Origin of the sequence: Actinomadura macra NBRC 14102, from assembly GCF_001552215.1 — a bacterium.
In the GTDB taxonomy this organism is placed as follows: domain Bacteria; phylum Actinomycetota; class Actinomycetes; order Streptosporangiales; family Streptosporangiaceae; genus Spirillospora; species Spirillospora macra.
Map to the genome: position 1 here is coordinate 275,035 of NZ_BCQT01000018.1, position 24,078 is coordinate 299,112.

At 69.8% G+C, this 24,078-nt stretch carries 17 protein-coding genes and 1 pseudogene; 11 read left to right on the top strand and 7 right to left on the bottom strand.

Annotation, left to right across the window (positions count from 1 at the left end; translation table 11 throughout):
* Positions 1–269: 269 nt before the first annotated feature.
* The 3 genes from AMA02S_RS28945 to AMA02S_RS28955 all read left to right on the top strand — a co-directional run bounded on the left by AMA02S_RS28945 (position 270) and on the right by AMA02S_RS28955 (position 8,324).
* Complete coding sequence (locus AMA02S_RS28945; RefSeq protein WP_067464134.1) at positions 270–5,732, top strand: ATP-binding protein; 5,463 nt, start codon at positions 270–272, stop codon at positions 5,730–5,732.
* A 443-nt stretch (positions 5,733–6,175) separates the two neighbouring features.
* Positions 6,176–7,111 carry a M28 family peptidase gene (locus AMA02S_RS28950; RefSeq protein WP_067464138.1) on the top strand — a complete coding sequence of 312 codons (936 nt, stop codon included), beginning with the start codon at positions 6,176–6,178 and terminating at the stop codon, positions 7,109–7,111.
* Between the two features lie 151 nt (positions 7,112–7,262).
* Positions 7,263–8,324 (top strand): LacI family DNA-binding transcriptional regulator, encoded by a 1,062-nt coding sequence (locus AMA02S_RS28955; protein WP_067464141.1) that lies wholly within the window; start codon positions 7,263–7,265, stop codon positions 8,322–8,324.
* 103 nt (positions 8,325–8,427) lie between these two features.
* Here the strand turns inward: AMA02S_RS28955 and AMA02S_RS28960 are convergent, their stop codons facing one another.
* The gene (locus AMA02S_RS28960) at positions 8,428–8,892 is read right to left on the bottom strand and encodes a cupin domain-containing protein (RefSeq protein WP_067464145.1); all 465 of its coding nucleotides are present in this window, start codon (positions 8,890–8,892) and stop codon (positions 8,428–8,430) included.
* 262 nt (positions 8,893–9,154) lie between these two features.
* On the opposite strand from AMA02S_RS28960, the gene AMA02S_RS28965 reads away from it, so the two are divergent.
* The 5 genes from AMA02S_RS28965 to AMA02S_RS28985 all read left to right on the top strand — a co-directional run bounded on the left by AMA02S_RS28965 (position 9,155) and on the right by AMA02S_RS28985 (position 15,523).
* Complete coding sequence (locus tag AMA02S_RS28965) at positions 9,155–10,687, top strand: ABC transporter substrate-binding protein (protein ID WP_157430886.1); 1,533 nt, start codon at positions 9,155–9,157, stop codon at positions 10,685–10,687.
* A 79-nt stretch (positions 10,688–10,766) separates the two neighbouring features.
* Complete coding sequence (locus tag AMA02S_RS28970) at positions 10,767–11,768, top strand: ABC transporter permease (protein ID WP_084265706.1); 1,002 nt, start codon at positions 10,767–10,769, stop codon at positions 11,766–11,768.
* 11 nt (positions 11,769–11,779) lie between these two features.
* The gene (locus AMA02S_RS28975) at positions 11,780–12,709 is read left to right on the top strand and encodes an ABC transporter permease (protein WP_218005146.1); all 930 of its coding nucleotides are present in this window, start codon (positions 11,780–11,782) and stop codon (positions 12,707–12,709) included.
* Position 12,710: 1 nt separating this feature from the next.
* Positions 12,711–14,486 carry a dipeptide ABC transporter ATP-binding protein gene (locus AMA02S_RS28980; protein ID WP_067464151.1) on the top strand — a complete coding sequence of 592 codons (1,776 nt, stop codon included), beginning with the start codon at positions 12,711–12,713 and terminating at the stop codon, positions 14,484–14,486.
* 281 nt (positions 14,487–14,767) lie between these two features.
* Positions 14,768–15,523: an SDR family oxidoreductase gene (locus AMA02S_RS28985; protein ID WP_067464593.1), complete on the top strand. Its 756-nt coding sequence runs from the start codon at positions 14,768–14,770 to the stop codon at positions 15,521–15,523.
* Positions 15,524–15,601: 78 nt separating this feature from the next.
* Here the strand turns inward: AMA02S_RS28985 and AMA02S_RS28990 are convergent, their stop codons facing one another.
* Positions 15,602–16,801, bottom strand: coding sequence for a cytochrome P450 (locus AMA02S_RS28990; RefSeq protein ID WP_067464155.1), 1,200 nt, complete (start codon positions 16,799–16,801; stop codon positions 15,602–15,604).
* Between the two features lie 250 nt (positions 16,802–17,051).
* Here AMA02S_RS28990 and AMA02S_RS28995 point away from each other — a divergent pair, with 250 nt between their 5' ends.
* Positions 17,052–18,110 carry an SCO7460 family lipoprotein gene (locus tag AMA02S_RS28995; protein ID WP_067464158.1) on the top strand — a complete coding sequence of 353 codons (1,059 nt, stop codon included), beginning with the start codon at positions 17,052–17,054 and terminating at the stop codon, positions 18,108–18,110.
* Positions 18,111–18,124: 14 nt separating this feature from the next.
* Here AMA02S_RS28995 and AMA02S_RS29000 read toward each other — a convergent pair whose 3' ends face one another.
* Both AMA02S_RS29000 and AMA02S_RS29005 read right to left on the bottom strand, forming a co-directional pair.
* The gene (locus tag AMA02S_RS29000; protein WP_245667889.1) at positions 18,125–19,258 is read right to left on the bottom strand and encodes a pentapeptide repeat-containing protein; all 1,134 of its coding nucleotides are present in this window, start codon (positions 19,256–19,258) and stop codon (positions 18,125–18,127) included.
* Between the two features lie 224 nt (positions 19,259–19,482).
* Positions 19,483–20,055 carry a TetR/AcrR family transcriptional regulator gene (locus tag AMA02S_RS29005; RefSeq protein WP_067464164.1) on the bottom strand — a complete coding sequence of 191 codons (573 nt, stop codon included), beginning with the start codon at positions 20,053–20,055 and terminating at the stop codon, positions 19,483–19,485.
* 109 nt (positions 20,056–20,164) lie between these two features.
* On the opposite strand from AMA02S_RS29005, the gene AMA02S_RS29010 reads away from it, so the two are divergent.
* Positions 20,165–21,706 (top strand): amidohydrolase family protein, encoded by a 1,542-nt coding sequence (locus tag AMA02S_RS29010; RefSeq protein ID WP_067464167.1) that lies wholly within the window; start codon positions 20,165–20,167, stop codon positions 21,704–21,706.
* 4 nt (positions 21,707–21,710) lie between these two features.
* On the opposite strand, the gene AMA02S_RS29015 is transcribed toward AMA02S_RS29010, so the two are convergent.
* The 3 genes and pseudogenes from AMA02S_RS29015 to AMA02S_RS45125 all read right to left on the bottom strand — a co-directional run.
* Positions 21,711–21,962, bottom strand: coding sequence for an acyl carrier protein (locus AMA02S_RS29015; protein ID WP_067464170.1), 252 nt, complete (start codon positions 21,960–21,962; stop codon positions 21,711–21,713).
* On the bottom strand, positions 21,959–22,600 hold the full coding sequence (locus tag AMA02S_RS29020) for an acyl-CoA dehydrogenase family protein (protein ID WP_218005147.1): 642 nt from the start codon (positions 22,598–22,600) through the stop codon (positions 21,959–21,961). The genes AMA02S_RS29015 and AMA02S_RS29020 overlap by 4 nt, the downstream gene beginning before the upstream one ends.
* A 139-nt stretch (positions 22,601–22,739) precedes the next feature.
* Positions 22,740–23,210: pseudogene (locus tag AMA02S_RS45125) on the bottom strand (AMP-binding protein); the annotation flags it as partial.
* Here AMA02S_RS45125 and AMA02S_RS29030 point away from each other — a divergent pair.
* Positions 23,154–24,047 carry a DUF418 domain-containing protein gene (locus AMA02S_RS29030; protein WP_067464177.1) on the top strand — a complete coding sequence of 298 codons (894 nt, stop codon included), beginning with the start codon at positions 23,154–23,156 and terminating at the stop codon, positions 24,045–24,047. The pseudogene AMA02S_RS45125 and the gene AMA02S_RS29030 overlap by 57 nt on opposite strands.
* Positions 24,048–24,078: the final 31 nt, after the last annotated feature.

The window sequence follows — 24,078 nt, forward strand, 5'->3', positions numbered from 1 at the left end:
AGGAACCGCCGTCCTTCCCTCGTCCTTGGCCCGTCCTTGGCTGGTCCTTGCGTCGTCCCGATCTTGCGATCGGCCTGGAACCGGCCGGTTCGCCCATGCCCTGGTCAGGCGCCGGCGGCCGATGGCTTTGCACGAATCCCACAACTTGAGCCGCTCAGCATGCGACGTCTGCGACATGGCGTGGACGGCGGCTAGACGGGAGGGTGAGATCGTCGGGGGTCGCCGCATCCCGGCGCGCACATCGCTGGTCTAGAGGAGGGCTCGGTCGGGTGTTCAGTCGTGTCGCCATCGTCAACCGTGGTGAGGCCGCCATGCGGCTCATCCACGCCGTACGGGACATCGCCGCGGAGAACGGGACACGGATCGAGACCGTTGCCCTGCATACCGACGTCGACCGTACCGCCACTTTCGTCCGTGAGGCGGACCTTGCCTACGATCTCGGTCCCGCGTCGGCGCGCCCGTACCTCGATCTGAAGGTGCTGGAGCGCGCGCTGGTGGAGAGCGGAGCCGACGCCGCGTGGGTGGGCTGGGGGTTCGTCGCTGAGGATCCGGCGTTCGCGGAGCTGTGCGAGAGGATCGGGGTCACCTTCGTCGGGCCGAGCCCCGAGGCCATGCGCAAGCTGGGAGACAAGATCGGCGCGAAGCTGATCGCCGAGGAGGTCGGCGTCCCCGTCGCGCCGTGGAGCCGCGGCGCCGTCGAGACCCTGGACGCCGCCCTGGCCGCGGCGGCCGGGATCGGCTACCCGCTGATGCTGAAGGCGACCGCGGGCGGCGGCGGCCGCGGCATCCGAGTGATCTCGAACGAGGCCGAGCTCACCGACGCCTACGAGCGCACCAGCCAGGAGGCGGCGCGGGCGTTCGGCAGCGGCGTCGTGTTCCTGGAGCGCCTGGTCACCGGTGCCCGGCACGTCGAGGTCCAGGTGATCGCGGACGGTCAGGGAGCCGCGTGGGCCCTCGGCGTGCGTGACTGCTCGGTCCAGCGGCGCAACCAGAAGGTCATCGAGGAGTCGGCGTCGCCGGTGCTCAACGCCGCGCAGACGGCCGAGCTCAAGGAGTCCGCCGAACGGCTGGCCATCGCGGTCGGCTACCGGGGCGCGGCGACCGTGGAGTTCCTCTACCACCCCGGCGACCGGCTGTTCGCGTTCCTTGAGGTCAATACCCGTTTGCAGGTCGAGCACCCGATCACCGAGTCCACCACCGGGTTCGACCTGGTCAAGGCGCAGCTGTGGGTGGCGTCCGGTGGCCGGCTCGAAGGCGGTCCGCCGGTGGAGCGCGGGCACGCCGTCGAGGCCCGGCTGAACGCCGAGGACCCCGACCGCGACTTCGCGCCCTCCCCGGGCCGTATCGCGCGGCTGGACCTGCCCGCCGGGCCCGGCATCCGGGTGGACACCGGTGTCCGCGAGGGCGACACCATTCCCGCCGACTTCGACTCGATGATCGCCAAGATCATCGCCTACGGCCGGGACCGCGACGAGGCGCTCGGCAGGCTGCGCCGGGCGATGGCGCAGACCACCGTGATCATCGAGGGCGGCGCGACGAACAAGAGCTTCGTGCTCGACCTGCTCGACCAGCCCGAAGTGATCGACGCCCGTGCGGACACCGGCTGGATCGACCGCGTCCGCGGCGAGGGCCGGCTCGTCTCGCACCGGCACTCCGCCGTCGCGCTGGCGGCCGCCGCGATCGAGGCGTACGAGGAGGAGGAACGCGTCGAGCGGCAGCGGCTGCTGTCGACGGCGTTCGGTGGCCGCCCGCATGTGCGCCATGAGAGCGGCCAGCCGCTGGACCTCAAGCTGCGCGGCGTCGGCTACCGGCTGCGGGTCGCGCGGGTCGGTGCGAACCGCTTCCGCGTCGGCGTCGAGGCGGGCGACGGGGTCCACACCGCCGATGTCGAGCTCGACCGATTCGACCGGTACGCCGGGCATATCCTCGTCAACGGCACCCGGTACCGGCTCCTCACCGGCACGCACGGGCCGATCCACCTGATCGAGGTGGACGGCGTGACGCACCGGGTCAGCCGCGACGAGGGCGGTATCGTCCGCTCGCCCGCGCCCGCGCTGGTCGTCGCCACGCCGCTGAAGGTCGGTGCCGAGGTCGAGGCGGGCGCGCCGGTCCTGGTGCTGGAGAGCATGAAGATGGAGACGGTGCTCCGGGCGCCCTTCAAGGCGCGGCTCAAGGAATGCACCGTGTCGGTGGGCAGCCAGGTGGAGACCGGCGCCGCCCTGCTGCGACTGGAGCCGCTCGCCGACGACACCGAAGCCGAGGATTCCGCGGCCGCCGAGTCGGTGGAACTGGACCTGCCCGCCGCGCCCGAGCAGATCCCGGCACGTGAGCGCACCCGGCGCGGCCACGAGGATCTGCGCTGCCTGCTGCTGGGCTTCGACGTCGACCCCCACGATGAGCGCCGGGTGCTGGAGGACTATCTCGCCGCGCGCCAGGCCGCCGCCGAGGACGGTCACCGGCCGCTGGCCGAGGAGCTCGAGCTTCTCGATGTGTTCACCGACCTCGCCGAGCTGAGCCGCAACCGGCCCGCCAGCGGTGACGACAGCGGGGACGGCCACGTCTACAGTGCCCGCGAGTACTTCCACACCTATCTGCAGAGCCTCGACGTCGAACGGGCCGGGCTGCCGGCGGCGTTCCAGGCCAAGCTCGGCAAGGCGCTCGCGCACTACCGGGTCACCGGGCTGGAGCGTTCACCCGACCTCGAGGCGGCGGTGTTCCGGATCTTCCTCGCCCAGCAGCGCGCGTCCGCCGACGTCGCGGTCGTCACGACGCTGCTGCGCGCCTGGCTGCGGGAGCCGCCGCCGGACCGGACGCTGCGCGAGCCCGCCGGTCTCGCGCTGGAGCGGCTGGTGGCCGCGACGCAGGTCCGCTTCCCCGCGGTCTCCGACCTCGCACGCGGCGTGGTGTTCGCCTGGTTCGCCCAGCCGCTGCTGCGCCGTAACCGTGCCCGTGTCTACGCCGACGTCCGCAGGCACCTGCGCCACCTGGACGCGCACCCCGACGCGCCGGACCGCGCCGAGCGCATCGCCGAGATGGTGCGCAGCACCGAGCCGCTGGTCCGGCTGCTCGGCCGCCGGCTCGTCCGCGACGATCATGACAACGCGGTCATGCTGGAGGTCCTGACCCGGCGGTACTACGGCAACAAGGGCCTCACCGGCGTCCGCACCAGCACGGTCGCGGGCCGCACGTTCGTGGTCGCCGAGCGCGCGGACTCGTGCGTGGTCTCCTCCGCGGTGGGCTTCGACGGTCTCGGCGGAACGCTGCGCGGGCTCGCTGACCTGGCGGGCGGCGAGGACGCCATCGACGCCGACATCTACCTCTCCTGGGAGAACCAGCCGGAGGACTTCGCGTCGATGGCGGCCGCGCTGCACGAGGTCGTCAACGCGCACCCGCTGCCGCCCCAGATCCGCAGGCTCACCGCCACCGTCGCGGGCAGCGGCGGCGCGGTGATGCACCACCACTTCACGTTCCGCCCGTCCGCCACCGGGATGACCGAGGAACGGCTGATCCGCGGTCTGCACCCCTACATCGCGCAGCGGATGCAGATGGAGCGGCTGGGCAAGTTCGATCTCACCCGGCTGCCGTCGTCGGACGAGGAGGTCTACCTGTTCCAGTGCGTGGCGCGGGAGAACCCGTCGGACGAGCGCCTCGTCGCGTTCGCGCAGGTGCGCGACCTGACGGAGCTGCGCGAGCACGACGGCAGGCTGATCGCGTTGCCGACGGCCGAGGACACGATCGCCGCCTGCCTCGACTCGATCCGCCGTGCCCGGGCGCGGCGCCCGTCCAAGGAGCGCTTCGACACCAACCGGATCGTGATCTACGTCTGGCCGCCGAGCGACATCACCCGCGCGGAGCTGGAGACGATCGCCGGGCGGGTGCTCCCGACGACCGCCGGCGCCGGGCTGGAGGAGGCCCTGTTCATCGCGCGGCGCCGCGACCGGCGGACCGGCGAGCTGGTCAAGGTCGCCGTGCGGGTCTCCTTCGACGTCACCGGCGGCACCGAGCTGACGATCGAGGAGCCGTCCGACGAGCTGGTCGAGCCGGTCGACGGGTACCGGCAGAAGGTGCTGCGCGCGAGCAGCCGCAACACGGTGTACCCGTACGAGCTGACCGGCCGGCTCGGCGACTTCGTCGAGCACGACCTCGACGACGATCACGCCCTGGTCCCGGTCGACCGGCCGAAGGGCCGCAACACCGCGGCGCTCGTCGCGGGCGTCGTCACCACGCCGACCCCCCGTCACCCGCAGGGCGTTACCAGGGTCGTGCTGCTCGGCGACCCGACGAAGTCGCTCGGCGCGCTGTCGGAACCGGAATGCCGCCGCGTGATCGCCGCGCTGGACCTCGCCGAGCGCCTGCGGGTGCCGCTGGAGTGGTACGCGCTGTCCTCCGGGGCCCGGATCTCCATGGAGTCCGGCACCGAGAACATGGACTGGGTGGCGGCCGCGCTCAAGCGGATCGTCGAGTTCACCCAGGACGGCGGCGAGATCAACATCGTGGTCGCCGGCATCAACGTCGGGGCGCAACCGTACTGGAACGCCGAGGCGACGATGCTCATGCACACCAAGGGCATCCTGGTCATGACACCGGAGTCGGCGATGGTGCTCACCGGCAAGCAGGCGCTCGACTTCTCGGGGGGCGTGTCGGCCGAGGACAACTTCGGCATCGGCGGCTACGACCGGGTGATGGGCCCGAACGGGCAGGCGCAGTACTGGGCACCGGACCTGGCCGCCGCGCGGGACGTGCTGATGTCGCACTACGACCATACCTACGTCGCACCGGGGGAGCAGGCGCCGCGGCGGGCCGAGACGTCCGACCCGGTCGACCGGGACATCTCCGGCTTCCCGCACCCCCTGGAGGGCAGCGACTTCACCACGGTCGGCGAGATCTTCTCCGCCGAGGCCAACCCGGACCGCAAGAAGCCGTTCGACATCCGGACCGTGATGCGAGCGCTCTCCGACCAGGACCACCCGGTGCTCGAACGCTGGGCGGGCATGGCCGACGCGGAGACCGCGGTGGTCCAGGACGTCCACCTCGGCGGCATGCCGGTGTGCCTTCTCGGCATCGAGTCGCGTTCGGTTCCGCGGCGTGGCTTCCCGCCCACCGACGGCCCGGACACCTACACCGCGGGCACGCTGTTCCCGCGGTCGTCGAAGAAGGCGGCGCGGGCGATCAACGCGGCCAGCGGCAACCGGCCCTTGGTGGTGCTGGCCAACCTGTCGGGTTTTGATGGCTCGCCGGAGTCGATGCGGAAGCTGCAACTGGAGTACGGCGCCGAGATCGGCCGCGCGATCGTGAACTTCCGCGGGCCCATCGTGTTCTGCGTGATCTCGCGGTACCACGGCGGCGCGTTCGTGGTGTTCTCCAAGGCGCTGAACCCGAACATGACCGTACTGGCGCTGGAGGGCTCGTTCGCGTCGGTGCTTGGCGGCGCCCCCGCCGCCGCCGCGGTGTTCTCCCGCGACGTCAAGGCCCGCACCGCGGCCGACCCACGCGTCCGGGACCTGGAGGCCCGGGTGGCCGCCGCCGCCGGCACCGACCGGGCCACGCTGACCGCGGAACTCGACGAGTTGCGCTCGTCGGTCCGCGCGGAGAAGCTCGGCGAGGTCGCCACGGAGTTCGATCGCGTGCACGACATCCGGCGCGCGGTCGAGGTCGGCTCCGTGGACGCCGTCATCGGCGCCGCCGAACTGCGCCCACGGATCATCGACGCCATCGAGTCCCGGCTGGGGTGATCCGATCAGCCGGTGCCGTCCGAGCGGGACGGGGCGGATCGGTGGTCGCGCGTCGGCGAGGAGGGGCCGGGAGATTCCACCCAGAGCGACCTTTGTGCTGACCCGGGGTGGCGTCCATCGAGCTGCCGCGCAACGCCGAGCCGCTCATGTGGGCCGCGATCATCGCCGTCCGGGCGCGGCACGACCATTGATTCGATCGTTCCAACTGAATCCCCTTTTTCACATTGACAAGGCGGCGTGAACAGGCACATTAATCCGGGGTCGGTCAGGCTGGAAGGTGATTCTTCAACGCTCGACCCATCCTGGAATGCCTATCGAAATCGCGCCTGTAATCTTATTCGTCAGACATTGCCCTTTACCGTACTTATCGCCGCGCAATACCATCCACGGTCATCCCCCCTCTGGTGCGCACGCGCCAGAGCCCCCGCAGGAGGGAATGACGGATGAAACGCAGAAGTCTCTTCAGTTCGGCCGCCCTCGGCGTCGGTCTGGTCACGGCGCTGCTGAGCCTCCCCGGCGGCGCCCTGGCGCAGTCCACGCCGCGGCCGGCGGCGGTCGCCGCCGTCCAGTCGCCGGACATTCCGGCGGCGAACTCGATGGCGCACGCCCAGCAGTTCCAGTCCATCGCCGCCGCCAACAGCGGCAACCGAGCGCACGGCAAGCCCGGCTACCGCGCCTCCGCCGACTACGTGAAGTCCAAGCTGGACGCGGCGGGTTTCCAGACCACGCTGCAGTCCTTCACCCACAACGGCGCCACCGGCTGGAATGTGATCGCCGACTGGCCGCAGGGTGACCCCAACCAGATCGTGTTCCTGGGCTCGCACCTCGACAGCGTCCCCGCCGGCCCGGGCATCAACGACAACGCCTCCGGCTCCAGCAGCGTCCTGGAGACCGCGCTCGCCGTCTCCCGCGCCGACGCCAAGCCGACCAAACGGCTGCGGTTCGGCTGGTGGGGCGCCGAGGAACTCGGCCTGATCGGCTCGAAGTACTACGTCGCCAACCTGCCCGCCGCCGAACGGTCGAAGATCAAGTCCTATCTCAACTTCGACATGGTGGGCGCGAAGAACACGAAGACCTGGGGCGTCTACACCGACTCCACGACCCTGGGCGCGACGTTCACCGAGTTCTTCCGCAGCAAGAACATCGCGACCAAGGGGATCAACATCTCCGGACGGTCCGACCACGCCTCGTTCAAGAACGCCGGAATCGAGGTCAGCGGTATCACCAGCGGTGACGACCCCTGCTACCACTCCAAGTGCGACGACATCAACAACATCGAGTCGTCCGTGATGGGGCACAGCACCAACGCCGCCGCCTACGCGGCGTGGAAGCTCGCGGGTATCCCCGGCCAGGCCCTGCCGTTCCGGCCGGCCGCCTGAGCACCGCTCCGACCCGGGTTTCCTGGACGGTGTCCAGGAAACCCGGGCGGGTCACGTACCCTAAAATGGACCGTGTGACCACGTCACCGGCGGCGGCGCGGACGGTTCCCGTAACCCCGGGCGGCCAGAGAAAGTGACAGGGAGCAGGAGCGTGGGAAGCAAGAGCACGGCGCGACCTGCGCGCAGGCCCACCCTCCTCGACGTCGGGCGCCTTGCGGGAACGTCGACGGCCGTCGTGAGCTACGTGCTCAACGGCGGGCCCCGTCCGGTCTCGGCCAAGACGCGGGTCAAGGTCGAAGAGGCCATCCAAATGCTCGGCTACCGGCGCAACCCTCTTGCCGGCGCCTTGAGCGGTGGCCGGTCCAACCTCATCGGCCTGCTGGTTCCCGACACCGCGAACGCCTTCTTCGGTGAGCTCTCGCGGCACATCGAGGCGGAGGGACGCCGCCGGGGCCTGCTCACGCTGCTCGGCAACACCGGCTACGGCACGTCGCTCGGGGACGAGTACGGTGAGGCGTTCTCGGAGCTGCGTCCGCGCGGGATCTTCGTGACGACCGGCGAAGAACCCGGTCAGGACGACGAGACCCCCCGGGTCTACGTGCAGTGGGCCCCGTCCGACTCCACCTCGCCGAGCGTGACCTTCAACGATCTCCAGGGCGCGAAGCTCGTCGTCGAGCATCTGCTCTGGCATGGCTACGAGGACATCGTCTGCGTGGCCGGAGAGCTGGCGGATGGACCGGCGGTGGGCCGGGAGGGCGGCTGGCGCCGGGCGATGGAGAACGCGGGCCTGCCGACGGAGGGCAGGTTCGTCCGGGTCCCCTTCGACCGGGTCGAGGCGGAGACGGCGATGCGACCGGTCCTGGAGAGCGAGCGCAGGCCCCGCGCGATCTACGCCACGACCGATGAGCAGGCGTTCGTGACGATCCGCACGGCGGCGAGCCTGGGGCTGCGCGTCCCCGACGACCTCGCGGTCGTGGGCTTCGACGGCATCCGTGAGGCACGGCTCGGAAGCATCCCGCTCACCACCATCAGCCTTCCGCTGGAAGAGCTCGCGGTCCGTGCCTTCGACGTCCTGGAGGAGACCTTCTACGAAGGCGAAGGCACCGGGGCTTCCGTGGTTCTGGACGGCGCGCTCAGCATCGGCGTGACCTGCGGGTGCGAGCGCGGCGCCGCTCCGGGCTCCCAGCGGGTCGGCGCGGCCGCGGGCGTGTAGTCACCGCGGCGGTGACCGGATCCGCTCGCGTGGTCGGGCGCGTGCAAGACGTCTGCCCCGCCGCGCGAGCACGCGGCGGGGCAGACTTTCCTCGGCACGTCCTCTACGGCTTGGGCTCGTGCTCGTCCGACTCGTAGTTCGGGCTCAGTGACAGGGCGCTGAAACGGAACGGGCGGTCGACGCGGTTGAAGCCGAGCGGGCAGTGCCGGATGCCCGCGGGAATGTAGACGGCGCCGCTCGTCGTGATCGTGTGACGGACGCCCCCGATGTCGAGATAGATCTCCGCCCCGAGGTCGTCCACGTTGTCCGGGTCGTTGCCGTGAAAGATCAGGACCTCGTCGTAGTCGTGCTCGTGCTCCTTCACCCACTGCACGGGCTCGTCGCACGTGCCGATCCAGGTGTAGGTCAGGTGGATCTTGCTCTCGGGGACCTCCTTCGATCGCATCAGCGCGAGCGGCGTGCCCACATTGTCCGGCTCGACGACGCCGGCGGCGGCTCCCTCGTTGACGAGGTCGTCGATGCAGTTCTGCATCTTCCTCACGAACAGGTGCTCGTACGGACTGCTCATCGTCCCCCTCCTCTTGCCTGTGGTGCTCCCTGGCGGTCCGGCCGAACGTAGCATGTTCTAATCGATTAGACAGCCCCTGAGCTCTGCGGGAAACGATTCGAGGAACCCTCTTCCCCCAGGCCAGACGGAGACGTACTCTAAGGCGCAGTTCGTCCGGGCTCAGGCGAAGGCGAGCTGATCTAACGGCTTAGAGCCTTGGCCGTCATCCTTGGAACTGGAGTTGCCCATGGTGCGTAGATCCCCACGCTCCGGACGTGTCGTCATGCCCTGTACGCCTGCCGGACGTCCCTCATTCAGGCTGCTCGGCGCCGCGATCGGTGTCGTCACCGCGGCGACGCTCGTGGGCTGCGCCCCCGCGGATCGGGCCGGCGGCGGCGGAGACGGAGGTGGAACGCTCCGTATCGCCGCCTCGACCGACGCGGGCGAGAGCCTGAACCCCTATGCGAGCAACCAGAGCCCTACCCAGGAGCTCCGTAGCGCTCAGCTGTACGAGGGCCTCACGCATCTCGACCCCACGGGGAAGCTTGAGTGGCGGCTCGCCACGGACATGACCCCCAACGCCGACCTCAGCAAGTGGACGATCAAACTCCGCTCCGGCGTCAAGTTCACGGACGGGACCGAGTTCACCTCCGCCGACGTGGTCGCGAGCATCAAGTACCTGCGCGACCCCAAGCACGCCGTGCAGGGGCTGGCCTACATCGAGAAGGTCGACGCGAACGCCGTCAAGGCGGTGGACAAGCTGACCGTCGAGGTCGGCCTGACCAAGCCTTTCGGCCCCTTCAAGGAGATATGGGCGAACGCGTTCCTGCCCATGACGAAGGCGGGCTCGGTGCCCGCGAAGCCGATCGGGACCGGGCCGTTCGTCGTCAAGTCCTTCGCCGCCGGGCGGCAGTCCACGCTGGAGCGATTCGACGGTTACTGGGGGACCAAGCCCAAGCTCGAAGCGATCAGCATCATCGAGTACCAGAACCAGCAGGCGCAGGCGAACGCCCTGCTCTCGGACCAGGTCGACGTCGCCTCGGGCGCGACCCCGACCATCGCGAAGTCGCTCAAGGGCAAGAACGACATCAAGCTTCTCGACAGCAAGGGCAACTTCACACTGCGGATCGGGCTCAACACGACGGTGGCGCCCTTCAACGATGTGCGGGTGCGGCAGGCGTTGCGCCTCCTCATCGACCGGCAGCAGGTCGTGTCCAACGCCTTCGGCGGATACGCGCGGGTGGCGAACGACCATGAGTCGGTGACGCCGTGCCCCGCCCCCGACCTCCCCCAGCGCACCCAGGACATCGAGCAGGCGAAGAAGCTGCTCGCCCAGGCGGGCCAGAGCGGCCTGTCGTTCTCGATCACCACCGACGGGCTCCTGCCCGGCATGCGGGAACTGGCCCAGGTGTTCTCCGAGAACGCCGCGAAGGCCGGCGTGAAGGTCAAGGTCAACATCGTCCCGGTTCCGGAGCTGCTGTCCAAGTGGGGCAAGTGGCCGGTGTTCATCGACTTCAACCCCTACCCCTACCTGCCCACCGTGATCGGCAACCTTCTTCCCGACCGTGTCGGGAACGCCACGCACTGGAACGACCCCGAGTTCGTCAAGCTCGCCGACAAGCTGTTCCTGGCACCCGAGTCGCAGCAGTGCTCGATCATGAACCAGATGCACAAGATCGAGTACGAGCAGGGCGCGGCGATCCTGCCCGCGTTCGTCGACGTTCTGCAGCCCTATCGCAGCAACGTTCGCGGGTTGGTGCCCGACGTGAACGGCACCCCGCTCTCCTTCCTGACGAACGTGACCGTCGGAAGCTGACACTCACCTCAGGTACGGAGGGGGCGCCGAGCCGGCTCCGGCCGGCGCCCCCTCACCACACGGAACGGCAAGAATTGTCATGGCCCAACTGGCGACGCGGATACGTCCTTCCCAGCGCAGCGCATCACCGAATCCGAGGAACGCGACCATCCGATGGCTGGTACGCCGGCTCATCATCGGCGTGTTCGTGCTGTTCCTGGTCTCGGTGCTGCTCTTCCTCGTGACGCAGGCGCTGCCGGGGGACCTGGCACGGATCATCCTCGGCAAGGACGCGACGGCCGAGCAGGTGGCGAGTCTTCGACAGCAGCTGGGACTCGACCGGCCGCTCGTCGCCCAGTACTGGCGTTGGCTCTCCGGCATCCTCACCGGGCAGATGGGAACGTCCCTCCAGAACGGTGAGCCCGTAGTCGACATCATCTGGCCGAGAATGTTCAACTCGTTCACCCTCGGCTTCCTCTCGATGGTCCTGATCCTCCCGCTCTCGGTGTGCGTCGGTGTCTTCAGCGCCTACAAGCGCGACAGCGCACTGGACAAGGCCTTCATCGCGGTCTCCTCGCTCTTCACCGCGCTTCCGGCCTTCGTCGTGGGAATGCTGTTGATCGCGTTCTTCGCCACGTCGGTTCTCGGCGTGCTCCCCGGAGTCTCGAACATCCCGCCCGGAGACCTGCCCTGGTGGCATCCGGCGGAGCTCGTTCTTCCGGTCACCACGCTCACCCTGATGGGCGTCATGTACCTCGGCCGTCTGGTGCGCGCCTCGTTCATCGACGCGATGGACAGCGAGTACGTCCAGACGGCGATCCTGAAGGGACTCAGCGGCCGCCGCATCCTGTTCCGGCACGCTCTTCCCAACGCGGTCTCGGCCAGCCTCCCGGCGGCCAGCCTGGTCACCGCGATCACCATCACCGGCGTCGTCGTGGTCGAGTACGTCTATTCCTACCCGGGTCTCGGGACGCAGGTCGTCAGTTCCGTGAACTCCCATGACCTGCCGGTGATGCAGGCCTGCATTCTCATACTCGCCACCGCGTACTACCTCTTCAACCTTCTCGCGGACGTGTTCGCGGTCATGAGCAGGTCGCGATGAAGGAGCAATCTGTGACAGCGAACCAGACGCCCGATCTTTCATCGCCGGGGAATCTGCTGATCGGGGACGCGGTCCCCTTGGACGCTGCCGCAACGGCGAATGAAAAAAGCGGGCTCTCCGTGCTCGGCCGTGCCGTCCGCACTGGTCAGGCCCGGCTCGGCATCGCACTCCTCGCAACGGTGGGACTTCTGATCGTTTTCGGCCGCCTTTTCGCCGGCTATGCCCCTGACGCCATTGTCGGGCAGCCCCTGGAGAGCCCGAGCGGAAAGTACCCGCTGGGGACCGACATTCTCGGCCGCGACGTTCTGAGCCGCCTGCTCTACGGAGGCTTGAGTCTTTCGTGGATGGCGATCCTCGCCGCGGGTCTCGGAGTGTTCCTCGGCTGCCTTGTCGGCCTCACCGCCGCCTACAGGGGCGGGGCCGTCGACACGTTGCTCATGCGCGCCATGGACGTCCTGCTGAGCTTCCCAGAGATCATCTTTGTACTCCTTTTCGTGTCCATGCTCGGGCGGAGCACGCTGCTGACCGCGGTGCTCGTCGGGGTGGCGTTCGTGCCGGGCGTCTCCCGCGTGATGCGCGGAGCGGCGCTCCCGGTGGTCGGCAGTGAGTACGTGCTCTGGGCGAGAGCGAACGGGCTGCCACCGAGGCACATCCTTATCAGGGAGGTCCTGCCCGGCGTGACCTCGCCGCTCATGGTGGAGACCGGTATGCGGCTCGTCTGGGCGGTCGCGGCGATGGCGTCGCTGAACTACCTCGGGTTCGGTATCGCGCCACCAGCGGCGGACTGGGGCCTGATGGTCGGTGAGAACCAGGACGGTCTTCCGGTCGCCCCCCTGCCGGTCCTGGCACCGATCGTCCTGATTCTCATGATGGCGCTCGGAGGCAACCTCATCGCCGAGTCCGTCGCCCGAACGGTCGGCCGTACGGAAGGGAAGAGCTGAAGTGGCACGAGAGGTGGAGGTCTCCGGCGTCACCGTGACGGTCGACGCCACCGGGAACGACATCGTCCAGGACATCTGTTTCGAGCTCGGCCGGGGCGAGGTCATGGGCGTGGTCGGCGAGTCGGGCTCCGGCAAGAGCACCCTCGCGCTCGCTCTGCTGGGATTTGCGCGGAAGGGCGCGACGATCACGGGCGGACGGGTCGTCATCGACGGCGTCGACCTGCTCGCCTTGCCGGAGGGGCAGCTGCGGCGCGCCCGGGGGAGCAAGGTCGCCTATGTTCCGCAGGATCCGGCGACCGCGCTGAACCCGAGCCTGAACCTTGCGACCCAGCTGACCGAGGGACTGCGGCAGCCCAGACGGGCGGCGCTGTCCCGCGTCCGGGAGCTGCTTGAGACCGTGGGGCTGCCGAGCGACGACGCGTTCCTCAAACGCCGCCCGCGGCAGCTCTCCGGCGGTCAGCAGCAGCGCGTCGCCATCGCGATGGCGATCGCGGCCGGGCCGCGGCTGATCGTGCTGGACGAGCCGACGACCGGTCTCGACGTCTCCACCCAGGCCCGGGTGCTGGAGATGGTGCGCGATCTGAGCCGCGCGCACGACATGGCGGCGATCTACGTCTCGCACGACCTCGCCGTCGTGGCCGACGTGGCCGACCATGTCACCGTCATGTACGGGGGCCAGGTGGTCGAGAGCGGCACCGACCGGGACGTGCTGACCCGCGCGGGTCACCCCTACACCCGTGCCCTGCTGGCCGCCGTCCCGTCCGCGACCCACCGGCACCGGCTGGTCCCGATTCCCGGCCGCGCCCCCGGTGTCGATGAGGACCGCCGGGGATGTGTCTTCGCGCCGCGTTGCGACTACGCCGTGGACGAGTGCGGCACGACCCGCCCCGAACTCGTGCACGGGCCGTCGGGAACGCTGGCTCGATGCCTGCGCACGGCGGAGGTGGTGCGGACACCCCGCGTACTGCCGCGCCTGAACGAGACGCATGTGGTCGCCGACGGAGCGCACGAGGTGTTCTCGGTCGCGGAGTTGAGCGCCGGCTATGGCGGCAGGCAGATCCTTTTCGACGTGTCCTTCGGCCTCGAACGAGGCGAGTGCCTGGCTCTTGTCGGCGAGTCGGGCAGCGGCAAGACCACGATGTCGCGTTGCCTCGTGGGCCTGCATGAGGAACAGGAAGGAATCCTGACGTTCGAAGGGCGGCAGATTCCAGCCGGAGCGGGGAAACGAGAGAAAGAGACGCGCCGCGAGTTGCAGTACGTCTTCCAGAACCCCTACGGCTCGCTCAATCCCCATCGCAGCGTGGAGGGGAGCCTGGTCGTTCCGCTGCGACACTACTTCGGCATGAGCGCGCGCGAGGCCAGAAAGCGCGTGGGGGAGGCGCTGGAGCGCGTGGAGATACCCTCCCGGCTCGCCGGCCGCTACCCGGCCGAACTGTCCGGAGGACAGCGCCAGCGTGTCGCGATCGCGCGCGCACTCGTGTGCGAGCCGAAGCTCCTCATCTGCGATGAGGTGACCTCCGCCCTGGACGTGTCGGTGCAGGCGTCCGTGGTGGAACTGCTGCGCTCGCTCCTGGACGACGGGCTATCGATGATCTTCGTCACCCACAACCTGGCCGTGGTGCGCAGCATCGCCGACAGCGTCGTCGTGCTGAACCAGGGACGGGTCGTCGAGTCGGGCGCGACCGATCCCGTGCTCTCGGCGCCCTCGCACCCTTACACGCAGAGCCTCATCGCCGCCACGCTGGAGGTGCCCGAAGAGGTCGAACGCGCGGTCTAGGACGGCCGCCCGTCGATACCAGCGATGATCCCGCGCTCCCGGGACGGCACGGACCTTCTGTTGGTGACCATGGCCGCCTCCGATGAGGGTATCTACCAGCTGATGTAGGTGATGAACCCGGACAGGCTGGCTGGGTTCTCGCAGTCCAGGAACCCTTGCGAGGGCAAGCCCTGATCTCGGCCCGGGAATTTCGCCTGAGCTGTCACAGGGTGGTGGGCTGCCTTGTCGTATCTGGTGATCGGAGGGCCGGGGAGGCCCCGGCGTACAGAGAGGCAGTGTTCATGAAGATTGTGGTCATCGGTGGCACCGGTCTGATCGGCTCCAAGCTTGTGACGGGACTCGGTGAACACGGTCACGAGGCGGTGGCGGCCGCGCCCAACACCGGCGTCAACACCTTGACCGGCGAGGGGGTCGCGGACGTTCTGGCCGGTGCGTCGGCGGTGGTCGACGTGTCGAACTCTCCGTCGTTCGAGGACGCCGCCGTGATGGAGTTCTTCACCGCCTCCACCGGCAATCTGCTCGCCGCGGAGGCGGCGGCGGGTGTCACGCACCATGTCGCGCTGTCGGTGGTGGGGACCGAACGGCTGCCCGAGAGCGGATACTTCCGGGCGAAGATCGCACAGGAGAACCTGATCGAGAAATCGCCGATCCCCTACTCGATCGTGCATGCGACGCAGTTCTTCGAGTTCGTCAGGCGCATCGCCGACGACGCCACCGACGGTGACACCGTCCGGATGCCGCCCGTGGCGTTCCAGCCCATCGCGGGTGATGACGTCGCTCGGGCGGTCGCGAAGGTGGTGGTGGGGGCGCCCCTGAACGGCAGGGTTGAGATCGCCGGACCGGAGCGGTCCCGAATGGACGAGTTCTTCCGGGACACCCTGGCGTCTTGGAACGACCCCCGGGAGGTCGTCTCCGATCTGCACGCGCGCTACTTCGGCGCGGAACTGACCGAGTTGTCCCTGGTGCCGGTGGGCGACGCCGTTCTCGGCCAGATCCGGTACGGCGACTGGGCGGGTCAGGCCGCGGCCGGGAAGTAGCCCGGCGGATCTCACGGTGGTGCGAGGGCCGGGCGCGCGTCCGTCGCGTCCGGCCCTTCTCGATGGCGCCGCGTCGCGTCACCAGGTGACGAGGAGTTCCTTCGGGCGGCGGACGAAACGGTCGAAGTGCCATTGGATCTGATCGGCGGGCTGCGCGAGCCGGAGCCCGGGAAGCCGGCTGGTCAGGGTGGCCAGGGCGACCTGCATTTCCATCCGCGCCAGGGCCGCGCCGACGCAGCGGTGCAGGCCATGGCCGAACGCGATGTGCGGGTTGTCCTTGCGGGCGAGGTCCATGCTCTCGGGATCGTCGAAGGCGGCCGCGTCGCGGTTGGCGGCGGCCAACTCGACGAGCACCTGGTCGCCGGCGCGCAGGAGTACCCCGCCGATCTCGATGTCCGTCAGGACGAAGCGTGTCAGGGACCCCTGGGTGAGCAGCGGCACGTAGCGGAGCAACTCCTCCACGGCCGTCCCGATCAGGTCGGGCTCGGCGGCCAGCCGCGCGTAGCCGTCGCCGCTCAGGAGCAGGAAGACGAAGTTGGGGATCTGCGAGGCGGTGGTCTCGTGCCCCGCGCCCAGCAGGATGCGCAGCAGGTTCTTCACCTCGTCGTCGGTGAGGTGGTCGCCCTCGATCCGCGCGCGTACCAGCGCGCCGATGAGGTCGTCGGTCGGATGCCGCCGCCGCTGGGCCGCCTGCTCGGCCAGGTAGGCGTTCATCTCCACCACGCTGGCCGCCGCCTGCTCGGTCGACCCCGTGGAGTCCAGGAGTTCGTCGGACCAGGAGGTGAAGAGCGCCCGGTCGGACCGGGGCACGCCGAGCAGGTCGCAGATGACCTGCACCGGCAGCGCGAGCCCGAACCGTTCGAACAGGTCGAGCGGGGGTCCCTGCTCGATCATGTCGTCGACGAGCCGGTCGGCGATCCGCCGGGTGCTGGGCCGCAGGGCCTCCACCCGGCTCGGGGTGAAGGTGCGGAACACGAACCGGCGTAACCGGGTGTGGTCGGGTGGGTCCTGGGACGCGAAGGTCTCGCTGGTCACCTCCAGGGGGGTCACCCGGGAGATGCGGTCGGCGGGGATCCCGGCGCGTTCGTGGTCGCGGCCGAAGAGGGGGCTGCTCAGGACGAAACGCGCGTCCTCGTAGCGGGTCACCAGCCAGGCCGGCGCCCCGTAGGGGGGCTGGACCCGGACGGGAGCATGGCCCGTACGGGCTTCGGTGAGTTGGGGAGAGGGGTGCAGAGCGTGGTCGGTCAGGAAAGGAAAGGAAGGGAGAGCAGGCGGCACAGCAGGCTCCAACCAACCGAGGAAAGGGCGGTATGTCCAGCCGTGCCCGGATTGCTGTTGGCTAACATCACCTGCGTGCCAGTCCCGCCTGACGAGATCACCAGGTGGCGTTTACCCCATCGGTGCGGACAGGTGCCTGACCGGGTTGAGTACCTCATCTGAGTCCTGGTGAGTGTTCGTGCTCATCTGTGTCGTCCCGACGAGATCTAGCGTGGCGAACAGCAACGGCGGCATCTGGGTGAGGGCCACTATGAGCAGGTCGGGTAGGGCGGGGCTGCGCAGTTCCGTACTGGGTTCGTGTATCGCGCTCGTCGCACTGCTGGCCGGCGGGTGCGCGCTGGGCACGGGTGACGACAAGAAGCACGCCGTGGAACTGGCCGAGCGGCTCTATCCAGGGCAGTTGAGGCTGATCGGTGCCCGTACGCTGTTCCCGCAGAGCACCGGATCGGAGGTCACCTTCGCGGTGAAGGACGACCCCGACGCGGTGGTGCGGTTGCGCATCGACAGCGGCAAGGGCAACTGCGAACGCGAGCGCTGCGAGGGGGCGCTGACGGAGGCCGTCACGCGCGGGCGCAAGCAGGCCGCGGAGTTCCGTCTCATGAGGTCCGCCTTCGAACGGTGCGGCCATCCGATCATCGGTCTCGGGCCCACCGCCAGCGAGCCGTGGGTCGCGGCGACCCTCACGAACGACAACGTCACGGCGGTGCTCGGCGAACTGGGCCGGTGCGCCGTCGGATGGTCGGCGTCCCTCACCGCCGCCGGCTCGCCGCCGCAGTCGGACGGTTCGTACGGCCTGCCGGTCGGGGCCCGCGCGCTGCGGGTGAAGGTGGTCCGGCCGGACGTCGCTCAGAGGCGTCCGGCCGCCGACCCGGCGTGGCCCACGCTGGCCCGGCTGACCACCTCCAAGCTCCAGGCGGCGCTGGCGAAGCGGACCTACTTCACCGCGGCCTTCACCCTGCGCGACGGCCGGGACGATCCGGTGACCTCCGGGATCGCGATCTCGCGCACGTTCGAGGACCGGCAGGCGTTCGGCCGGCGCGTCCAGAAACACGTCGGCGACCGGCTCCGCCTCACCCGTCCGGGAGTCGCCCTCTCCTCCTACAACGGCGTGTGGAGCCTGGAGCCGGGCCGCATCGATCGCTTCACCGGATACGTCCTGTTCTGCGACGAACCCGCACATGACCGCACCTGCCTCGGTGACCACGCCGTCCGCGTCACGGTCGACGACAACGGCGTCCCGGTCAGCGACCTACAGATCATTCGTGGCGTCCGCGAGGGCAACGGCCCCCTGCGCCTTCCATCGAACTGAGCCCGGCGGACGCCTCACCTCACCGGCCGACCACGCACATGATCAAGATCGGTGCGGGACAGGTCGGTGCTGACCAGGTTCGCACCGGTCAGGTCCGCACTCAGCAGCAGCGTGCCGGTCAGGTCGGCACTGTTCAGGCCCGCGCCGGTCAGGTTCGCGCTCGTCAGGTTCGCGGCGGCGAGGTTGGCCAGGGTCAGATCCGCGCGGACCAGCTTCGCGCTGCCCAGGTTCGCGCTGGTCAGGCTTGCGCGGGTTAGGTCCGCACCACTCAGATCCGAGCGTGGCATCTCCGCGCGGCTCAGGTTCGCCCGGGTGAGGTTCGCGCCGCTGAGGTCCGCCTGGGTCAGGTTCGCCTGCGTCAGGTCCGCGAGGGACAGGTTCGCGCCGCTCAGATCGGCACGGCTCAGGCCCGCGCTTCTGAGGCCCGCGCCACTCAGGTTCTTGTCGTGGAAGTCGGCGTTGGTGAGGTCGACATAGGTGTCGGTGGGGATGTGGGCACGGCCGAGGACGGTCAGCGCGGACTCGACGTCGACGGCCAGGCGGGTCTTGTCCGATCCGATCGGTGGCTCGTCCTGGGCGTGGCTGCGGATGTAGGCCGACAGCACCTCGATGATGGTGCGCAGGTCGCGCGAAGAGTCGATCATCAACCGTTCCAGCGCGTAGATGCCGCCCATGCGCACCTCGGGCTTGGTCGAACCGAGCTGCTCGATCGCCTTGGTGTAGCGGTCGCTGACCTGCCCTTGCCTGGTGGTGTCCAGAGTGCGCGCCGTGTAGAGCAGGCCCGCGGCGGTGAACACCACGCCGACGATGACGACGAGCCCGGTCACCGACTGCATCAGCGCCGACCGGGCACCGGTGACCGCCTCGACCCGCTCGGCCGCCGTCAGCGAGGCGCGTTCGGCCGCGGTCAACTCGGTCCGCTCGCCCGACAGGTACCGGGCGACCGGTCCCAGCAGCGTCCATAAGACCAGTGTCGCCGCGCCGACCACCGAGCCGCCGCCCAGCAGCCAGCGGACGGTGTCCGACGGCGCCCACACCATCGCGCCCCAGGCGGCCCCCAGCACCCCCAGTGCCAATGCCGTCGCCACTGCTTCCGGCATCCGCGGCGGTCGCGGCCTGGCCCTTCGCCGCAGGGCGGCGATCACCACACTGGACAAGGTCGGACTCTCCCTCCGTCTCGGCGGTTCACCGCGTCCGGCCAGTGCCACGCGCGCTCGCCGCTCCGCGCCGCAGGTCCGGGCGTATGGGCTGGTCAGCGGTGTTTCGCGCCACGCTACTCCGGACGATTGCCGACGGCCGGAGGAAGAGCGAGAGTGCCCGGGAAGTTCGCTATGACCGGTGGGCCGCGCAGGGCCGTACCGGGGCAATCGGGTCAGTTCAAGCCGAGCAGCAGCCGCAAAGCCTCGGTGAGGTCGCCACTCGTCGGCCGCTGTTCCGGGTCGATCAGCCATTGCATCATCAGCCCCGTGAGCAGGGCCTGACACAGTGATCCGACGAGCCGGGCGCTGCGAGGATCACCGGATGGGCCGGCCGTGCCGAAGATCTCCGCGAGGCCCGAGCGTCCCTCGGCCATGCTCGCGGTGAGTGATTCGCGAAGGCCCGGCACGTGCTGTGCCTGCACCAGCATCTCCGAGAGCGCGGCCCACAGCGGGCGGTCGGCCTCGAACGACGCGAAGATCTGCGCCCAGATGAGCTCGAAGCGTTCCAGCGGGGAGGAGGCCTCGTCGGCGGCGCCTTCCAATGCCGTCTCCAGGCGATCGCCCCACTCCTCCATCGCCTGGTGCAAAGCGGTGTTGAGCAGCGTCTCGGTCGAGCCGAAGTGGTAACCGATGGCGGCCAGGCTTACTCCCGCCGCGTCGGTGACGTCGCGGGCGGTCGTGCGCGTGTAGCCCTTTCGCTCCAGGCACTCCCGGGCGGCGACCAGCAGCTTCTCGCGGTTTCCCATGGCCGAATGATATCAACGTCTTAGACGTTCGTCTTGAAATTTGTCTCAGACGCTGTATACGTTCGGGTGGCGCCGTCACCGGACGGCGGGCGAAGCAGGGGGAGGGCCCATGTCACGTCCGATCTCACGCAGAGGCGTCCTCGTCGGCGGCGCGGCGGCTGGTGCCGCGCTGGCCGTGGGCGCACGGCACCCCAGGCGGGCCGCCGCCGGTCCTCGGCCCCGGCTGGCGCTCCGGGGCGTCACGGTGATCGACGCCACGCGTTCGCGTCCGCGGCCGAACGCCACGGTGCTGATCGAGGACGACCGCATCGTCGCGGTGGGGGGACGAGACGAGGTGCCGGTGCACCACGGCGTCACCGTCGTCGATCTGCCGGGCAGGTTCGTGATCCCGGGCCTGTGCGAGATGCACGCGCACAGCATCGGAACGCACGAGATCTCACCGCCGCTCTACCTCGCCAACGGGGTCACCACGGTGCGCGAGATGAGCGGCTCACCGGTGGTCGACAGGTGGCGCGCGGACATCGAGCGCGGCGTTCTGGCCGGCCCGCGATGGACGATCGCCAGCACGATCATCGACGGCTCGCCCTCGCTGCTGGCCGGACCGGACGATCCGGACGGCGCCATCCTGGTCACGGACGAGGCCGAGGCTCGCCGAGCGGTGCGGCGGGTCAAGGCGGAAGGGGCCGACTTCGTCAAGATCTACTCCAGGCTGTCCGCCGAAGCCTTCGAGGCGATCGCGGACGAGGCGCGGCGGCAGGGCCTCCCGCTGGCCGGCCACTGTCCCGACAAGGTCGCCGTCGCACGGGCCAGCGACCTTCGCCAGCGCAGCATCGAACACCTCCACACGCTGTGGTGCGCCGTTTCCGGCCGCGCTCGGCAGGTGCGCCGCGCACTGGACGCCATCGCGATCGACGCGGGCGACTACGGCGGTTGGTTCCGCCAGTTCCACAAGGTGGAATGGCTGGCCAGCAGCCACCACAGCGCCCGCCGCGCCGACGCCCTCTTCGAGAGGCTGATCGCCAACGGCACCTGGGTCACGCCCACCCTGAGCATGCACCTGATCGTGGACCGTCCCGAAGACCTCCCGCAGGACGATCCGCGGCTCAGGTACATCCCCGCCGAGGACAGGGAGTGGTGGCGGTGGGCCGTGGACAACATCTACCTCCCGGGACGCACGGCGGAGGAGATCGGGCAGCAGCGCGAGTTGTTCGACCGCAGGCTGCGCTTCGTCGGCGCGATGCGGCGGGCCGGAGTGCGCCTGCTGAACGGCAGCGAGGCGGGATTCATCTACGCCTATCCGGGCTTCAGCCTGCACGAGGAACTGGCCCTTCAGGTACGTGCCGGACTGTCCCCCTTGGAGGCGATCGCCACGGCCACACTCGAACCGGCCAGGTATCTCGGCGCCGAGCGGGATCTGGGCTCGGTCCGTCCTGGGAAGCTCGCCGACCTGGTCGTGCTGGACGCCGATCCGCTGGCCGATATCACCAACACCTCCAGGATCCACGCGGTGGTGGCGGACGGCCGGCTGATCACCTCCGCCCGGCGAAGGCGGATGCTGGCGGACGTCGAGCGGGCCGCCGGCATGCCGCGCCAGGGGTTGCCCGCGGCACGGGTCGGCTGCGGCTGCCATGCGCCGCGCAGGCACCGGTGAATCGTCAGGCGCCCGCCTCGCGGAGCAGGGCCACGAGGTCGCCGACGGTCTGCGCGCCCGCCGCCCGTCCGTCGCCGAGGAGATCGAGGCCGAACCGCCGCTCCAGCGCCACCACCAGCTCCACGGCGGCCAGCGAGTCGATGTCGAGGTCCCGCACGATGTGGTCGGACGGGTTCAGCTCCCGGCGGACGTGCTTGATCTCGGCATAGATGTCCTCCAGGGCGGCGATGATGCCGGCGGAGTGTTCAGTGATCATGATTCCTCCCGGTTCGCGGTGGTGGTGAGGTCGACGGACGCGTCGTAGCCGGGGAGGTCGGGGACCAGGCCGCTGGCCACCAGCTCCCACATCATCTCGTCGGTTCCGCCGCCGATCCGGGCCAGGCGGGCGTCCCGCCACATCCGGGCCAGCGGCGTCTCGTCCTCCAGATAGCCGGCGCCGCCGAACATGTGCATGCACTCGCTCATCGCCTCCTCGGCGAACCGTGCGGCGACGACCTTCAACGCGGCCGTCTCGCGCGCGCCGCAGGCACCGGCGACGGGCACGCCCTGGGCGGCGGTGTAGACGGCGAAGCGGAGGGTGAGCAGCCGCGACGCCAGCTCGGCGAGCCGCAGCCGCAGCGCCTGGTGTTCGTGCAGGGGGCGGCCGAACTGCTCCCTGCGATGCAGGTGCGCGGCGGTCAGCCCGATGGCCCGCGCGATCCCGCCGGCGGCCTGGGCGGCGATGGACAACCGCTCGTGGCCGAGCCCCCAGGTGATCACCAGCAGGCCGAGACCGGGCCGCCCGACCTGTGCTTCGTCGGGGACGACGGCGTCCACCGCCATCCAGGCCGTGTCCAGCCCCGACGTGCCGGCCTTGACCAGCCGCTTGCGGAGTGTGAGACCGGACGCGGGCACGGCGAACACACCGAGCCGTGCCCGGGTATCCCGCTCGTCGTCCTCGACGCGGCACAGCAGCAGCCACCGAGCCGAGCGTCGAGAAGTCGAGGCCGTGCAGGTCGTCGGGCCGGACCCGGGCGAGGACGCGTTCGAAGCCGAAGTTGGGCATGAACATGTGGGCGTACCGGCCCCGGCCGTACTCGGCGAGCCATCCGAGGGTGTCGCGGATGAAGTCCTCGGGCCGCATCAGGGCGTGTTCGAGTTGCCCGGTGACCGGGGCCAGAAAGCCGCCGACCAGCCCCTTGTCGTGGTGGAGCGGCAGCCAGCAGACCCCGCCGGACCCGTCGGCCCGCAGCCAGCGGTGGATCATCCGCAGGTTCGCGGCCAGGTTGCCCACGGTGATCCGCAGCCCGCGCGGCCGGCTCCGCGAGCCGGAGGTGAACTGCACCACCGCGACCTCACCCGCCGCTCTTGGCGCGGCGTCCGGATCGTCCCCGTACGCGGGTTGCAGCACGGCCGTCCCGGCGGGCAGGCTCGGCTGGGCGTCCGCTGACGCGATGACCAGCTTCGGGTGGATCGTCGCCTCGATCGCGGCCAACCGGGCCGCGTAGCCGCCGTCGTCCTGCATTTCCTGCTCGTGTTCGAGTTCGACATCCTGATGGGCTACGCGGTCGTCTCGGTCATCGTGGCGTATCTGGTCAGGCTCCGCGACCGGGCGGTGGACCGCTGGATCGCCGCGATGGCCGCCCTGCACGTCCTGATGGTCGCCGTCGGCACGCTCCGGCTGATCGGCACGGACCCCCGCGCGGACTTCGACGGCCGGACGACCCTCTTCACGCGCGGCTCCTGGGCCGACCAGGTCGAGGCCCGGATCCACGACTGGGTGGCCTACCGCACCGAGTCGATCTTCATCGTGCCGATGTGCGTGGCGCTCTTCCTGGTCGGCGTCCGGCTGCTGAGGGCGGGCGCCTTCGAGGACACGCCCGCCGGTGCCCGGCTCCGCCGCATCCTGATGATCGCGGGCCTTTGCGTCGCGGCCCCGCTCAACCTGCTGACCACCTACGCGGGGCCGTCCTGGTTCCTGGTGAACCGCTACCTGCTGCCCCCGATCGTCGCACTCGGCCTGCTCGGCCTGATCACGACCCTGGCCCTGCGCCCGCTGACGCGCGCTGAACCGGGCGCGATGCGCCGCGGCCTGACGGCGGTGGGCCGCACCTGCCTGTCCTGCTATGTGTTCCAGAACCTGGTCGCCTCGGCCCTCTGCTACGGCTGGGGCCTCGGCCTCGCCGCGAGCCTCGCCGACCTGCGCCCCTGGTGGACGCTCGCCGCCTGGGCCGGCATCTGCGCGATCTCCATGCCGCTGGCCGCCGGCTGGCTCCGCCGCTTCGATCGAGGCCCGCTCGAACTCCTCTGGCGCCGCGCCTACCGCCCCCCTCACCCCGCCCTGGAGGCCGCCGACCGCTAGCCGATCACGGCGTGGCGGCCTCGGACCGTCC

What these genes read in the sequence shown, in the direction of transcription:
- AMA02S_RS28950 (WP_067464138.1), top strand. Translation starts at nt 6,176, where the DNA reads ATGAAACGCAGAAGTCTCTTCAGTTCGGCCGCCCTCGGCGTCGGTCTG.
- AMA02S_RS28960 (WP_067464145.1), bottom strand. Translation starts at nt 8,892, where the DNA reads ATGAGCAGTCCGTACGAGCACCTGTTCGTGAGGAAGATGCAGAACTGC.
- AMA02S_RS28965 (WP_157430886.1), top strand. Translation starts at nt 9,155, where the DNA reads ATGCCCTGTACGCCTGCCGGACGTCCCTCATTCAGGCTGCTCGGCGCC.
- AMA02S_RS28970 (WP_084265706.1), top strand. Translation starts at nt 10,767, where the DNA reads ATGGCCCAACTGGCGACGCGGATACGTCCTTCCCAGCGCAGCGCATCA.
- AMA02S_RS28985 (WP_067464593.1), top strand. Translation starts at nt 14,768, where the DNA reads ATGAAGATTGTGGTCATCGGTGGCACCGGTCTGATCGGCTCCAAGCTT.
- AMA02S_RS28995 (WP_067464158.1), top strand. Translation starts at nt 17,052, where the DNA reads ATGAGCAGGTCGGGTAGGGCGGGGCTGCGCAGTTCCGTACTGGGTTCG.
- AMA02S_RS29005 (WP_067464164.1), bottom strand. Translation starts at nt 20,055, where the DNA reads ATGGGAAACCGCGAGAAGCTGCTGGTCGCCGCCCGGGAGTGCCTGGAG.
- AMA02S_RS29010 (WP_067464167.1), top strand. Translation starts at nt 20,165, where the DNA reads ATGTCACGTCCGATCTCACGCAGAGGCGTCCTCGTCGGCGGCGCGGCG.
- AMA02S_RS29015 (WP_067464170.1), bottom strand. Translation starts at nt 21,962, where the DNA reads ATGATCACTGAACACTCCGCCGGCATCATCGCCGCCCTGGAGGACATC.